Raw genomic sequence first — 15,201 nt, forward strand, 5'->3', positions numbered from 1 at the left:
GAAATGCAGGAGGTGAAAGTATTGTCTAGTGAAGTGTTATCCCAAAATGAAATTGATGCCTTATTGTCTGCCATCACCAAAGGGGAGATGGATGCTGATGAGCTTAAGAAAGAAGAAGATGAGAAGAGAGTAAGAGTTTATGATTTTAAGAGAGCCCTTCGATTTTCCAAGGATCAAATCCGCAGCCTTACGCGTATCCATGAGAATTTTGCCCGTCTGCTTACAACGTATTTCTCAGCACAGTTACGCACATATGTACAAATCAATGTTACTTCAACAGACCAGCTTCCATATGAGGAATTTATCAGGTCCATACCGAAAATGACCATTCTGAATGTGTTTGAAGTACCGCCGCTTGACGGTCGTATCTTGATGGAGGTTAATCCTAGAATTGCCTACTCTATGCTTGATCGGGTGCTTGGCGGCACAGGAGACAGCGTCAATAAGGTCGACAGCCTGACAGAAATAGAAACAAAAATCATGTCTAATTTGTTCGAGCGTGCATTTGAGAACCTGCGGGAAGCTTGGTCTACGATTGCGGATATTAACCCTGTCCTCTCAGAATTTGAGGTTAATCCGCAGTTCTTGCAAATGGTAGCTCCAAATGAAACAGTCGTGGTCATTTCCTTCAGTATCACGATTGGGGAAATCAGCGGCATGATTAATATTTGCATTCCTCATGTTGTATTGGAACCAATTATTCCGAAATTATCTGTTCATTACTGGATGCAGACGAGCAAAAAAGAACGTGAACCCGTAGAGCTTCAAATGCTGGAATACCGGGTTCAGAAGGCCGAACTTCCCATCATAGCCGAGCTTGGACCGACAGAAATTTCTGTGTTGGATTTTTTGAATTTAACCATAGGAGATGTTATTGAACTAAGGCATCCCATTGATAAGCCGTTAAGTATTTCAGTAGGAGAAGTGCCGAAGTTCCTTGGACAGGCGGGGAGAGTCAATAAGAGAATGGCCGTACAAATAGTAGAAAATCACCTAGGAGGAGGCGAGGATGATGAATCATGAGAAATTAACAGAAGAAGAAATTGAAGCCTTATTAAAAAACACAAATGAGGAATGTGAGGCTTCTCCCATGATAGGAGATTATTTTTCCATCATGGACAGGGACACAATTGGAGAGATAGGAAATATTTCCTTTGGCAGCTCAGCTACTGCTTTATCTACTCTTTTAAATCAAAAGGTTGAAATCACAACACCGAATGTCTCACTAATTCTCAAAGAATCCCTAGTGGATGAATTCCCGCAGCCGTATGTGGCGGTTGAGGTCGAATATACAGAAGGGTTTACAGGCTCTAATCTGCTTGTGATCAAACAGTCGGATGCCATGATTATTGCCGATTTAATGCTTGGGGGAAGCGGCACGGCTCCGGCAGAACCATTGTCAGAGATTCATTTAAGCGCCATCCAGGAGGCGATGAATCAAATGATGGGGTCAGCCGCCACAGCTATGTCCACAGTCTTCAATAAGCGGATTGATATTTCTCCTCCTTCTATTGGCATCATGGATTTGCCTAGAGGGGCGGGTCATGAAATTCTTCCACAGGAAGACATGCTTGTGAAGGTTTCCTTTCGATTGACCATTGGTCAATTGGTAGATTCTCATATTATGCAGCTTTTGCCGCTTTATTTCGCCAGGGGCATGGTAGACGAATTGCTGGAGCATTCATGGGAGTCTGCCGAAACGGGTGCAGATGATCGCCTAAAACAAAAGAATATAAACGAAGGAGATGACAGTATGAGGGAGCCGATTCCTTCTGGCAATCTTCATTCAGCATACAACCAAGCAACGACAGAGACTGCAGCAAGTCATAGTTATTATAGCGATATCGAGTCGATGGGAAATCAACAGGAAAGAGTACAGCATACGCGAGAAGTGCATGTTCAGCCAGTAGAATTTTCGTCTTTTACCCCTGAACGTCATCTAATGGGTCAGGAAGCCAATAATCTAGATATGCTCCTTGATATTCCGCTTCAGGTCACCGTGGAGCTTGGAAGAACGACTCGTTCGGTTAAAGAAATTCTCTCCCTTTCCTCGGGCTCAATCATTGAACTGGATAAGCTAGCAGGGGAACCAGTAGATATCCTCGTGAACAAGCGCTTGATTGCCACTGGTGAAGTGGTTGTCATTGATGAGAATTTTGGGGTGCGTGTGACAGATATTATTAGTCAAAGCGACCGGTTGAAAAAATTGAAATAAAGAGGGTGATTTTAATGGCACATAAAATATTGATTGTGGATGATGCAGCATTTATGCGGATGATGATTAAGGATATTCTCGTGAAGAACGGCTATGATGTGGCCGGTGAAGGTGCGGATGGTAAGCAAGCGGTTGAGCTGTATAAAGAAATTAAACCTGACTTGGTTACGATGGACATTACAATGCCGGAAAAGGATGGCATAACAGCCTTGAAGGAGATCCGTGCGATCAATCCCGATGCGAAAATTATTATGTGCTCCGCAATGGGACAGCAAGCTCTAGTTATTGATGCCATCCAAGCGGGGGCTAAGGACTTTATTGTGAAGCCGTTTGCTGCTGACCGTGTCCTTGAAGCCATCAGCAAGGTGCTCGATTAATCATAGAAAGGAAGATTCGAGTGCTGCAACTTATGAAAGACTGCCAAAAGGCAGCCGGCTTGATCATTCTGACGTTTTCGCTGCTTTTATGGGGGGCTCTCCCTATAGCAGCCGAAACGGATGCCGGCAGCAAGAGTGTAGATGAATATTATCATAACAAGGAATCAAACGGGACAAGCCAGGCGGATGACGATGGAGTTGGACAAGATATGACCAAACAAGAGGCTGCAGACGGAGAAAAGGTCGGTATCACGGCGGGAGATGTCATCAAAATGATTTTTGCCCTCCTTTTCGTTATAGGTCTTTTGTTCCTTCTATTGAAATTCGTGGGTAAGAAGAGCCGGGGATTCCACCGCGGGCAAATGATTCAAAATATGGGCGGAGCTCCTCTTGGAGGTAATCGTTCTCTACAGGTCGTGCGCGTAGGGGAAAAAATCCTTGTGCTTGGAGTCGGTGAAAACGTCCAGCTGCTCGATTTGATTGATGATGAGAAAGAGTATAACAGAATGATAGACGAGTTTAATGAGAGCAGTGAACCAATCTCCACAGGCCTTGCCCCAAAATGGCTTCAGGGCAGGAAGGGAATGCGAGGGACTGAGATACAGTCATTTGCGGGTCAGCTTTCTGCACAGCTTGAAGGCATGAAAGCGGAGCGGAAAGTGCTGTATGAGAATTTAAGGAAAACGGGGAGCGGGCAGGATGAATGATGTAATGAACGTATTCAGCGCAAGCGATCCCGGTACGGTATCGACTTCTGTGAAGCTGCTTTTGCTCTTGACTGTCCTATCCCTTGCACCAAGTATCTTAATCTTGATGACGTGTTTTACGCGTATTGTCGTTGTGCTGGGTTTTGTCAGAACAGCCTTATCAACACAGCAAATGCCGCCGACCCAAGTGTTGATCGGCCTATCCTTATTCATCACATTCTTCGTGATGGCTCCAGTCTTCTCTGAGGTTAATGAAGAGGCGCTTCAGCCTCTCTTTAAGGATGAGATTAAGCTGGATGAGGCTTATTCACGCGCAGCTGAACCAATGAAGGAGTTTATGGCCAAGCATACGAGACAAGCTGACCTGCAATTATTCTTGGATTATACGAAAGCGAAACCACCTGCTTCCATTGAGGATATCCCGCTTACAACGCTTGTCCCGGCATTTGCTATAAGTGAATTGAAGACAGCCTTTCAAATAGGCTTCATGATCTTTATTCCTTTTTTGGTCATCGACATGATTGTTGCAAGTGTGCTCATGTCCATGGGGATGATGATGCTGCCGCCAACAATGATTTCTCTGCCCTTTAAGATTTTATTATTCGTGATGGTGGATGGCTGGCATTTAGTGGTTAAGTCGTTATTACAGAGTTTATAGGCAGGTGAAGAATATATGACAGCAGAAACGGTCATCACACTGGCGGAAAGAGGTGTGTGGACAGTTCTCATAATAAGTGCGCCTTTATTGATATTGGCATTAGGGATTGGGTTGATTGTAAGCATTTTTCAAGCAACTACTCAAATTCAGGAACAGACTTTGGCGTTTATTCCAAAGATTGCGGCGGTTCTTCTTGGTATCGTGTTCTTCGGTCCATGGATGCTTGGAAGAATGATGTCTTTTACGCTTGATATCTTTTCGAATTTAACGAAATTTGTGGGATAGAAAATGGCGGAAATCGTACCTAAATTCAGTGTATTTCTACTTATTTTTGTTCGGGTGGCAGCCTTTTTCGTAACAATGCCCATTTTCTCATACCGGACCATACCTGCTATGCATAGAATCGGCATCAGTGCCATTTTAGCATGGATCATGTATTATTCCGTCCAATCACCGGGCTATGAGATTGATATGCTTTATTTCTTGATGATCCTGAAGGAGTGCCTCGTTGGATTGGCAATCGGTTTCTTTGCTTACATGCTCCTTTCTGCCATACAGATGGCAGGAGGGTTGATTGATTTTCAGATGGGCTATTCAATGGCAAGCGTCATTGACCCGCAGACCGGTGTGCAGACACCGCTGACTGGGCAGTATCTGTACACATTTGCCCTCTTGTTTCTGCTTTCGGTTAATGGCCATCATTTATTGCTTGACGGCATTTACTACAGCTATCAATTCATTCCTCTTACCAGCGGTTTTATGTCATTTGGAAGTGAGGGGCTGCTCACCTTTGTCGTTGAATCATTTTCGGCGACCTTTCTGATTGCCTTTCAAATGGCCATTCCAATTGTCGGAAGTCTCTTTTTGGTGGATGTCGCACTAGGTATCGTGGCAAGAACTGTTCCGCAGATGAACATTTTTGTGATTGGCTTTCCGGTGAAGATTCTTGTCGGTCTTATTCTGCTGATGGTGATGATGAGCGGACTGCTCTTTTTGGTCAAGGATCTGCTCGGTACGATTTTGGAAGGTCTGCGCACATTGATGCACTTGCTTGGAGGTACATAACATGGATTGGCTGAAACTTGATCTGCAATATTTCTCAGGAGAGAAAACAGAAAAGGCAACCCCAAAGAAACGGCAGGATTCAAGGAAGAAAGGGCAGGCTGCTAAGAGTCAGGATGTGAACACAGCGATTGTCTTGTTTGGAGTATTCCTTCTGTTTTCTATAACCGGGGGATTCTTACGAGACCGATTAATTGATCTATTTGTCTATCCGATTAAAGAGATCCAGACATCTGAGTTGACGATTGATGGGCTTACTATTCTATTTATCGGCGTGCTGGTCAAAATGATTAGTGTTATAGGACCAATTATGCTTGCGGCCCTTGCCGCTGGCATTCTTGCTAATTTCATTCAAGTGGGTCCTATGTTTTCGGCGGAGGCCATACACTTTAAGCTGGAGAAAATCAATCCAATTAAGGGCTTTAAGCGGATTTTTTCGATGAGAGCGATTGTTGAATTGCTGAAGTCCATACTTAAGGTTCTCATTATTGGTCTGGTTACCTTTTATTCAATCTGGCAAAGACTCGATGAGATTATGCTTCTATCCTATAAAAATATCGGAGAAAGTCTTGCAACGATTGCGGACATAACGGTAAAGACCGGATTGCTTGCTTCGGGAGCTTTATTATTTCTGGCGGCTCTGGATTATTTGTACCAGCGCTTTGATTATGAGAAGAGCATCAGGATGTCTAAGCAGGAAATCAAACAAGAGTACAAGACAATGGAAGGAGACCCCATCATAAAATCTCGAATCAAGCAAAAGCAAAAGGAAATGGCAATGTCGAGAATGATGCAGGAAATTCCAAAGGCGGATGTGGTCATTACCAACCCGACCCATTATGCCGTTGCGCTGAAATACGACGATGAGAAGATGGATGCCCCGTACGTTGTCGGAAAGGGACTGGATTTTGTTGCACAGAAAATCAAGCTCGTGGCTAAAGAAAATGATGTGCCCATGATGGAGAACCGGCCGCTTGCCAGGGCTCTATATAGTCAAGCGGAGGTCGGCCAGGCTATCCCTGAGGAATTCTTTAAAGGGGTCGCAGAGATTCTGGCCTATGTATATAAAATGAAAGGCAAAACGTCATGAACGTTAGTTTGTTTATGAAAGGTTAGGGGAGAGAGCATATGAGAGCAAGGGATTTAACGGTACTAATAGCCGTCATTATGGTAGTGGCTATGTTAATCATTCCGCTTCCGACATGGCTTTTAAGCTTTTTGATCATGGTCAATATATCTCTTGCCTTATTAGTATTATTGACATCCATGAATACGAAGGAACCATTGCAATTCTCGATATTTCCATCATTGCTGCTGTTGTTGACCTTATTCAGGCTTGGATTAAATATATCCACAACAAGGGCAATTCTCACACATGGAGATGCCGGGGGAGTTGTGGAAGTGTTCGGAAGCTTTGTTGTCGGCGGACAAGTTGTGGTCGGTCTTGTCGTTTTCCTCATCTTGATTATTATTCAGTTTATTGTCATTACAAAGGGCTCTGAGCGTGTGGCAGAAGTGGCTGCCCGTTTTACGCTTGATGCCATGCCAGGGAAACAGATGAGCATTGACGCTGATTTGAATGCCGGCATGATATCTGAACAGGAAGCGAGGATGCGTAGGGATAAAATATCCCGCGAAGCCGATTTCTTTGGTTCGATGGACGGGGCAAGCAAATTTGTGAAGGGGGATGCGATTGCGAGCATCATCATTGTCATGATTAACCTGATCTTTGGGATGGTCATTGGGGTTATGCAGATGGATATGAGCTTCGGCGAAGCAGCCGTTCATTTCTCCCTGCTTTCCGTTGGTGATGGTATCGTCAGTCAGGTCCCGGCGCTCCTGATTTCAACCGCAACCGGAATCATTGTCACCCGTGCGGCCTCGGATGGGAACCTGGCTTCTGATATTACAGGTCAATTATTCGCTTATCCGAAAATGTTATACATAGCAGCAGGGACTATTCTTCTTCTTGGAATTTTCACTCCTATTAATTTGTTTTTAACCCTCTTAATTGCAGGGCTGCTCGCGCTTGGTGCCTATAAGGCTAATGATGCACAGAAGATACAGGATGGAGCAGAAGTGTTTTTAGAAGAGGAAACGGATACGGATGAAATGAAAAGTCCAGAAAGTGTCATCAGCTTGCTGAGTATTGATCCAATTGAATTCGAATTTGGCTATGGGCTTATCCCGCTTGCGGATACGAACCAAGGGGGAGATCTTTTAGACCGTGTTGTGATGATCAGGAGGCAATTGGCCATTGAACTCGGTCTTGTGATCCCGGTCGTACGTATCCGTGACAATATTCAGCTGAAGCCGAATGAATACCGTCTGAAGATTAAGGGGGCGGAAATGGCACGGGGAGAGCTTCTTCTTGATCATTATTTGGCCATGGCTCCTGGGATGGATGATGAATCGGTGGAAGGGATTGATACAGTGGAGCCTTCGTTTGGGCTTCCGGCAAAATGGATTACAGAAGAAACGAAGGAATACGCCGAAATGCTCGGCTATACGGTTGTTGATCCTCCTTCTGTCGTTTCCACACATATTACCGAGGTCATTAAAGCAAATGCTTATGATCTCATTGGTCGTCAGGAAACGAAACAATTAATCGAGCATTTAAGGGAAACAGCACCAATCCTAGTGGAGGAAGTCACTCCTTCCCCGCTGGCTGTTGGGGATATCCAAAAGGTATTGGCTAAGCTCTTGAAGGAAAAAGTATCCATTCGCAATTTGCCGATTATCTTTGAGACATTAGCTGATTTCGGAAGGGTAAGCAACGATCCGGATGTATTGACTGAGTATGTACGGCAAGCGCTTGCTAGACAAATAACGAGTCAATACGTCTCTGGGGAGAGCTTAAAGGTTATTACCTTATCAGGGAAAGCGGAGAAGGCGATTGCAGATAGTGTTCAGCAAACAGAGCATGGAAGCTATCTCTCTATTGATCCGGATTCCTCACAGAAAATCCTGCAATCGATAGGGACAAGGCTTGAAGAGAATGCGCTTCTCGATCAATTGCCGGTGCTATTGTGTTCTCCGGCTGTCCGGATGTATGTCCGCCAACTGATTGACCGATACTTCCCGCAGCTTCCGGTGCTTTCTTATAACGAGCTTGAAGCAAATATTGAGGTGCAAGCAATAGGGGTGGTGAATATGGAATGAAGGTCATGAAATTTACTGGCAGTAACATGCAGGAGGTCATGGAACAAATTCGTTCTAAATTAGGATCTGATGCCGTTATCTTGAATTCAAAAACGGTCGAAAGCTCTGGATATTTCGGCCTTTTCAAGAAAAAAAGCCTGGAGGTGCTAGCCGCCATCGATGAAAGGCCGCCAGCACCAGAAACCATTCCGTCTGGAGGATATACCGTAAAAAAGGAGGATTCGATTGAGTCAGAGCGGATTCTAAAGGAATTAAAACAGATGCAGGGACTGCTGCAGGAAAATATGTCCAGAAATCAGTCCCCTGACAAGTATGAATGGTATCCGAAAGAACTGAAAGTCATATACTCACGGCTTCAAGAACGGGGCCTTGGCAGCAGGCTGCTGGACGATCTGATGCCATTGCTTCTTAAGGAATGGAAGTGTTCATTAGCCAATGCTGAATGGGCGGAGGAAGACATTGAGCAGCTGGCAAAAAAAATCATGATAGAGAGGCTTCAAGTCTTCTCTGCTCCTCGCGGTGAATCGAACCGGAAATACATTGCGATTGTCGGTCCTACTGGTGTAGGTAAAACAACCACCATAGCGAAGATAGCGGCAGAATATATGTTGAATAAGCAAAGGAAAGTTGCCTTCATCACAACAGACACCTATCGAATTGCTGCCATTGAGCAATTACGGACGTATGCACAAATATTGGGGATCCCTTTGGAGGTTGCCTATAATTTGGAGGATTTCGTTCAGGCATCTAAACGTTTTGCTCATTATGATCATGTATTTATAGATACAGCCGGACGGAATTTCCGAGATTCTGTCTATGTCGAAGAACTGATGAAAATCATTGATTTTGACTTAAATCTGGAGACCTTTCTCGTTTTAGCGGCGACTGCTAAGGAAGAGGATATGAACAAGATTTACGAGCAATTTGATCTCATGAATATCAATGGCCTAATCTTTACGAAAACAGATGAAACAGAAAGCTTAGGCGGAATGATTAATTTCATTATGAATTACTCTGCTCCCGTTGCATACATAACGAATGGGCAGGATGTACCGGATGATATACAAGCAGCAACTCCGGAAAATATCATCAATATGGTTTTTGGAGGAAGAGAGCATGTCCGATCAAGCTGATATGCTGAGACGAAGATTAGAGGAGCATAATGGGAAACGAGGAAAGGTCATTGCCGTAACAAGTGGAAAAGGCGGCGTTGGAAAGTCCAATTTCTCCATCAATTTCGCTGTTGGGCTGGCGCAGGAACGGTACAGGGTGCTGGTCATTGACTTTGATATTGGGATGGGAAATATCCATATTTTAATCGGAAAATCAAATCGATATACAATTGCCGACCACTTCGAAAAGGGTGTTCCTTTAACAGATATTATCGAACAAGGTCCTGGTGGTGTCCATTATATTGGGGGCGGAACAGGCTTAACGCAATTATTGTCCCTTAGTGATCGGCTTTTTGAACGGTTCAGTGCTGAATTTGAACAAATTCTTGGGCGTTATGACTATATTTTGATGGATATGGGAGCGGGAGTGTCTGACCAGTCTCTTCAATTCATGATAGCGGCGAATGAAGTCTTCATTATCACGACACCGGAGCCGACAGCCATTACGGATGCTTATTCAATGATGAAATTTTTGACGAAGCAGGCAGCTGATATTCCTTTTTATCTGATTTGTAATCGTGCTCCCTCCTATAAGAATGGCGAGGAGGTATTGACCAGGCTCGCAGGTGCTGCCGGAAAATTCCTGAATAAGGATGTCTCAAGGCTGGGAGTTATTCCGGATGACAGCAGTGTCAGCAGAGCGGTATTGAGGCAAGTTCCGTTTTTGGAACTGGAACCAAAAGCACGGGCGAGCACGGCACTTAAACAATTACAACAATCCTATTTAGGTAATGAAAACAAAGGGACTGGTCAAGAGTTGTCCTTTATGAGCAAGGTAAGAGGATATCTCTTTAATAGACAGTAGAAATGGCAGATACGAGATTTTTCGTATGTGGAAGGATGAGTATGAATGGATTTGGGCCAATATCTAGATATTTTTATTGAAGAGAGCAAGGAACACTTGCAAGTATGCAATCATCAGCTGCTTCTGCTGGAAAGGCAGCCAAATAATCATAGATTGGTAGATGAAATATTTCGTGCAGCCCATACGCTAAAGGGGATGGCTGCTACGATGGAATTTGAAGATATCACGCAGTTAACCCACGAAATGGAGAATGTCCTTGATGAAATTCGGCACCGGCGACTTCCTGTCACACCTGTTTTACTCGATTCTATATTCCAAATGTTAGATGCTCTGGAAGAGAAGCTCTTATTGATAGAGAAGGGGAGTGACGGTACGGTCCAGTCACGTGCCGCTGTATTGGAGTCTCAAAACTCCAGCGGTGGCCGATCAGAGACAATCAATCATCAAGAAGCTGCACCAGCAAAAGAAGGGCGCAGCATAGCTCTCTTTGAATATGCAAGCCATGAACGATTCGTTATGGAAGAGGCAGTAAAGCGGCAATTCAATGTTTACCATCTGGAAATCTCCTTAAGAGAGGATTGCCAAATGAAAGCAGCGCGTGCTCTGTTGGTTTTTCGGCTGCTTGAATCCATGGGGGAGATTATTCGTGCAATCCCTGCAGCAGCTGATTTGGAGCAGGAGCCTTTCGAAAGGATGTTTACGGCCACTATTACAACAAAGAAAGATATCGCACAGGTGCATGAAAAGATCATGGACATCGCTGAGGTCGAAAGGGTCAGAATCCGCCCAATCTCTTTAAATAAGCTTTTGGAGAGTTCTCCTGTTGCTAGGAAAGAACACTCTGAAAGGCTGAACATACTCGATAAACCAATCCAAAAATCGATACGCGTCAATATTGAGAGACTAGATGGACTAATGTCGGCATTCGAGGAATTAATCATTTACCGCAGCAGGCTAGAAAAGCTAGCTCAGGAGATTGATCATCCACGGTTGATAGAGGCTGTTTCTGGCATGGCGGGTACGACGGCAGAAATGCAGAGCATCCTGCTGAATATGCGAATGGTACCTGCCGAGGACATTTTTAATCGTTTTCCAGCGATGGTTAGACGCTTATCGAAGGAATTAGATAAGGAGGTCAGGCTGGAAATAACAGGGGCTGCAACTGAAATTGATCGTTCTATTATTAATGAAGTTGGGGATTCTGTGCTGCATTTCTTAAGAAATGCCCTTGATCATGGGATTGAAAATCCCAAAACAAGAAAACAGTCAGGCAAACCATCTGAGGGAACCATTGCTATTCGCGCCTATAACAGCGGGAATGATGTCATGGTGGAAATCGAGGATGATGGTGCAGGCATTGACGAAGAGGTGATTGTAAGAAGAGCTGTTGAACTGGGGATTGTGTCTTCTATTCAGGCAGATAGGATGAGTGCGGAAGAAAAACTCCAGCTAATATTTGCTTCTGGATTCTCAACAGCCCAGCAAATATCGGATATTTCCGGACGTGGAGTGGGGCTTGATGCAGTAAAAACCATGATTGAATCCTTGGGCGGTGAAGTGATGGTCCAGTCGATGCGGGGCGTAGGATCTCGCTTTACGATTAAACTACCGCTAACCCTTTCCATGCTTCCAGCCCTGCTCGTGAAAACGAAGTCAGAGACATATGCCTTTCCGCTTATCTCGGTTATTGACTGTCTCATGATTGAAGGTGCCAATGACGAATCTGGAATCGGATCTAGCATGATTTATCAAGGGGAATCCATTCCAATCATCCATCTTGGGGAAGTATTTGGTCTGTGCAGCTCATCATTGAAGGATACACGAAAAGCTGCTGTCTTGGTTATTCAAAAGGGAAATAAGCTGGCGGCTATTGCGGTGGATGAATTTATCGGACAGCAGGAAATAGCTGTTAAACCTCTTGAATCTAAAGCTGATGCCCGTATTTCAGGGAAGGCGATTCTTGGTGGCAAGCCTGTATGGATGGTTGATGTGCAGGAGCTATTGTTTATGATTCATTCTTAAAAGGATAGAAGGCTTCATGAATGAGACGTATGTGAAAAAATAGATAAAAAGTTGCAGGGGGGAACGCATGGTGCCTCAAGTAAATGTTTGTGAGGAACAGCAGTGTTGGCATGCTTGGCTTGATGGCCGTGATGAGCAGGCTGGAGATATATTGGCGAAGAAGTATTTGCCTTTAGTGAATTATCATGTTCAGCGGATTTCTGTGAATCTGCCTAAAAGCGTTAACAGAGATGATATTCGCAGCCTTGGATTGATGGGGCTTTTTGATGCGCTGGAAAAATTCGATCTATCCCGCGACCTGAAGTTTGAAACATATGCTTCCTTTCGGATACGCGGTGCCATCATTGACGGGCTTAGAAAAGAGGATTGGCTTCCAAGAAGCACAAGGGAGAAGGCCAAGCTAATAGAAGCAACCATTGAACAGCTTGAACAGAAGAAAATGAGGAATATCTCCATGGCAGAGCTGGCAGAGGAATTGGGTATGGCAGAGGAGGAGGTCAATTCTGTTGCAAATGAAAATTTCTTTGCGAATGTTCTCTCCATGGATGACCAGCCAAAGGAGCACCAGGAAGGGGAAGTACAAACCTTTATTGTAAAGGATGAGCAAGCCGTATCTCCTGAGGAAGCGCTTATGAAAAAAGAAACAATCGCTGAAATGGGAAGGCAAATCCAGACATTAGGGGAGAAGGAACAATTGGTGCTTGACCTGTTCTATCATAAGGAGCTGACATTGACTGAAATTGGACAAATTCTCAATCTTTCTACTTCAAGGATATCGCAGATTCATTCACGTGCATTGTTCAAGCTGCGCAATGTATTGCAGAAATCAGTCTATCTATAGGTGGAGGATGCAGGGTGGATATTCCATTTACGTTAACGGTATCAAGAGATCGAATGAAGGCATGGGTACATATCGAACAAGATGTCATAATCAGGGAGTCGCCTGAAGAAGTGGAAAAATGGCTGAATGACCAAGGAATCACAGCAGGAATCATGAAAGGTGAGCTAGTACGCCTATGCCATGGAGACATCAGCTTGAAGCCTTTTCTCGTTGCACGCGGAAAACAACCAATCAACGGGAAGGACGGAAGGGTTATTTTTCATGTATCTCCCCAGCTTGAGAGAAGAGAAGAAGGAGCTGATTTCCGAGATGTCATTCATATCCCGTCTGTCCAAACAGGGGACCGTATCGCGACGATAAAAGACCCAGAAAAGGGTGTGTGCGGGACAGATATATACGGAAACCGCCTCCTTCCTAGGAGAGGCAAGCCGGCTGCCATAACGCTTGGTCTAAATGTCATTCAGCACGGAAATGAAATCATGGCCGTTTCAGATGGTGAGGTAAGCTTTAATTGGAATGTGATTCAAGTCAATCCTGTTTATGTGGTAGACGGTGATTTAGATTTATCAGTCGGAAACATTGAATTTATCGGAAATGTAACGATTAAAGGCAATGTTCCGCCGGGCTATAAAATACGCGTTGGAGGAGATTTGAAGGTTTTCGGTCTCATTGAAGGCTCGGATATACAGGCGGATGGCTCCATTTATGTTCAAGGGGGCATATCGGGTGAACAGGATTGTCAAATTCGAGCAGGAGCTACGCTTAAATCCCTCTATATTAATCGAGCAAATGTGCTCGCTTTTGGTGATATTGAGGTCAAACATTATATCCTGCACAGCCAAGTGACCTCCTATGGCTTGATACGGTGCAGGAGGGGCCAGTTAATTGGAGGAGCTATTCAAGCTGTTAAAGGAGTGGAAATCCGAGATGCGGGCAACATCCATTATGCACACACACTGATTCTTATCGGACAAACAGAGGCGATTGAACGGCATAAATCAGAATTAGACATGCGGGCAAAGCAATTGTTTGAAACGATTTCGAAGCTGACGATGATTGCAGCGAAATTTGAAGTGATGAGACAGGAAACGGGAACAGTCGGAGTCAGGGAGACAATCCTTCTTAAGAAGCAGCAAAGAACAAGGGAAGTGCTTGAGCAGGAGCTGTCTGGCATAAGGGAGGAACGGCTGCGGCTGGAATACGGTGTGAACGAAATGGATGCTGAAATTATCGTTCATGGTATTTGTTACCCAAATGTACATATTCAGATTGGCAAGTATACGAAGCCTTTGAATCAAATCTTTAAATCTGTCAGATTTACGGAAAGCGGAAGGGAGATCTCTGTTCATCCTTTATAACGTCAGAGGTTTCACCTTTAGGCGATTCAGACGAATGATAGAGCTGCCAATCATCAAAAAAGGGGCGGAGCGGAGGAGGAAAACACCTCATCCGTCTATCCGTTGATTAAGGGAAAAAAGACTATTCGGGGTGAGAGGGTAGATGGTATTAGTACTAATCGTGAGCATGATGGTAAATCTGGCTGCTATCCTGGCAATTATTATCTTATATCTCCGGCAAAACCGGCTGTTCCAGATGGAAGAAAACATGCATGCCAACACAGAGAATATAGAGAATCTGCTTACAGCTTTCTTAGTTGAGATGAAGGAGGATAATGGGAGGCTGAAGGCCGCTCTTGTGGAGAAAGCAGATGTAGGACAGATAAGCAAAGAAGAGGGTGCGGCAGCTTTGTCAGCTGAGGAAAAAGAGAGAGAGCTGCCTGAGAATTCAAGAGAGAACTTTCTCCTCCTTCAGGCACTGAGGCTAAAGGGCCAAGGCAATACCGTAGAGCAAATTGCGAAGGTAATGGGCAGAGGCAAAACGGAAATCGAACTTTTGATCAAAATGAATGAATAAGGCTTGATTGTAAGATGACAGTATGCTATATTATTTCATGGTGTTATTACACACGCTTATTGATTTGGACTGATGGTGCTGCCATTTGAGGCAGTTTCAGCCTGAAAATGATTTAAGCGGAGGAAAAAACAAAACCATAGGAGGAAGAAACATGTCTGTTATTTCAATGAAACAACTGCTTGAAGCAGGTGTACACTTCGGGCACCAAACTCGTCGTTGGAACCCAAAAATGAAAAAATATATCTTCACGGAGCGTAATGGTATCT

General features: G+C 44.4%; 16 protein-coding genes. All 16 read left to right on the forward strand.

The genetic code is table 11. The features are described from left to right. Positions 1 to 21: 21 nt before the first annotated feature. Positions 22 to 1,023: a flagellar motor switch protein FliM gene (fliM, locus tag ACI35L_RS12800; RefSeq protein WP_439803042.1), complete on the forward strand. Its 1,002-nt coding sequence runs from the start codon at positions 22 to 24 to the stop codon at positions 1,021 to 1,023. Continuing rightward, positions 1,010 to 2,215 carry a flagellar motor switch phosphatase FliY gene (gene fliY, locus ACI35L_RS12805; protein ID WP_439803043.1) on the forward strand — a complete coding sequence of 402 codons (1,206 nt, stop codon included), beginning with the start codon at positions 1,010 to 1,012 and terminating at the stop codon, positions 2,213 to 2,215. Before fliM ends, fliY begins: the two co-directional genes overlap by 14 nt. Positions 2,216 to 2,229: 14 nt before the next feature. Then, a complete protein-coding gene (locus ACI35L_RS12810; protein ID WP_049671417.1) occupies positions 2,230 to 2,592 on the forward strand; it encodes a response regulator in 363 nt (120 codons plus the stop codon). 20 nt (positions 2,593 to 2,612) lie between these two features. Then, entirely contained in the window at positions 2,613 to 3,299 is a 687-nt protein-coding gene (locus tag ACI35L_RS12815; RefSeq protein WP_439803044.1) for a flagellar biosynthetic protein FliO, read from the forward strand. Further along, a complete protein-coding gene (fliP, locus tag ACI35L_RS12820; RefSeq protein ID WP_049671416.1) occupies positions 3,292 to 3,957 on the forward strand; it encodes a flagellar type III secretion system pore protein FliP in 666 nt (221 codons plus the stop codon). The genes ACI35L_RS12815 and fliP overlap by 8 nt, the downstream gene beginning before the upstream one ends. A 15-nt stretch (positions 3,958 to 3,972) precedes the next feature. After that, a complete protein-coding gene (gene fliQ, locus ACI35L_RS12825) occupies positions 3,973 to 4,242 on the forward strand; it encodes a flagellar biosynthesis protein FliQ (protein ID WP_049671415.1) in 270 nt (89 codons plus the stop codon). 3 nt (positions 4,243 to 4,245) lie between these two features. Then, positions 4,246 to 5,022, forward strand: a complete 777-nt coding sequence (gene fliR / locus ACI35L_RS12830; protein WP_049671414.1) for a flagellar biosynthetic protein FliR — start codon at positions 4,246 to 4,248, stop codon at positions 5,020 to 5,022. Position 5,023: 1 nt separating this feature from the next. Beyond that, the gene (gene flhB, locus ACI35L_RS12835) at positions 5,024 to 6,109 is read left to right on the forward strand and encodes a flagellar biosynthesis protein FlhB (protein ID WP_439803045.1); all 1,086 of its coding nucleotides are present in this window, start codon (positions 5,024 to 5,026) and stop codon (positions 6,107 to 6,109) included. A 38-nt stretch (positions 6,110 to 6,147) separates the two neighbouring features. Next, positions 6,148 to 8,181, forward strand: coding sequence for a flagellar biosynthesis protein FlhA (gene flhA, locus ACI35L_RS12840; protein ID WP_439803046.1), 2,034 nt, complete (start codon positions 6,148 to 6,150; stop codon positions 8,179 to 8,181). Further along, positions 8,178 to 9,314: a flagellar biosynthesis protein FlhF gene (flhF, locus tag ACI35L_RS12845; protein WP_439803047.1), complete on the forward strand. Its 1,137-nt coding sequence runs from the start codon at positions 8,178 to 8,180 to the stop codon at positions 9,312 to 9,314. Before flhA ends, flhF begins: the two co-directional genes overlap by 4 nt. After that, positions 9,298 to 10,158: a MinD/ParA family protein gene (locus ACI35L_RS12850; protein ID WP_439803048.1), complete on the forward strand. Its 861-nt coding sequence runs from the start codon at positions 9,298 to 9,300 to the stop codon at positions 10,156 to 10,158. Before flhF ends, ACI35L_RS12850 begins: the two co-directional genes overlap by 17 nt. A gap of 45 nt (positions 10,159 to 10,203) precedes the next feature. After that, positions 10,204 to 12,180, forward strand: a complete 1,977-nt coding sequence (locus tag ACI35L_RS12855) for a chemotaxis protein CheA (RefSeq protein ID WP_439803049.1) — start codon at positions 10,204 to 10,206, stop codon at positions 12,178 to 12,180. A 67-nt stretch (positions 12,181 to 12,247) separates the two neighbouring features. Then, complete coding sequence (locus ACI35L_RS12860) at positions 12,248 to 13,021, forward strand: FliA/WhiG family RNA polymerase sigma factor (RefSeq protein ID WP_439803050.1); 774 nt, start codon at positions 12,248 to 12,250, stop codon at positions 13,019 to 13,021. 14 nt (positions 13,022 to 13,035) lie between these two features. Then, positions 13,036 to 14,379 (forward strand): FapA family protein, encoded by a 1,344-nt coding sequence (locus ACI35L_RS12865; RefSeq protein ID WP_439803051.1) that lies wholly within the window; start codon positions 13,036 to 13,038, stop codon positions 14,377 to 14,379. Between the two features lie 142 nt (positions 14,380 to 14,521). Then, a complete protein-coding gene (locus ACI35L_RS12870; RefSeq protein ID WP_439803052.1) occupies positions 14,522 to 14,935 on the forward strand; it encodes a hypothetical protein in 414 nt (137 codons plus the stop codon). Between the two features lie 151 nt (positions 14,936 to 15,086). Then, the coding region (locus ACI35L_RS12875) for a 30S ribosomal protein S2 (RefSeq protein ID WP_439803054.1) at positions 15,087 to 15,201 on the forward strand (115 nt) is incomplete at its 3' end.

The sequence above is a fragment of the Pradoshia sp. genome (genome assembly GCF_051873915.1).
Taxonomy (GTDB): domain Bacteria; phylum Bacillota; class Bacilli; order Bacillales; family Pradoshiaceae; genus Pradoshia.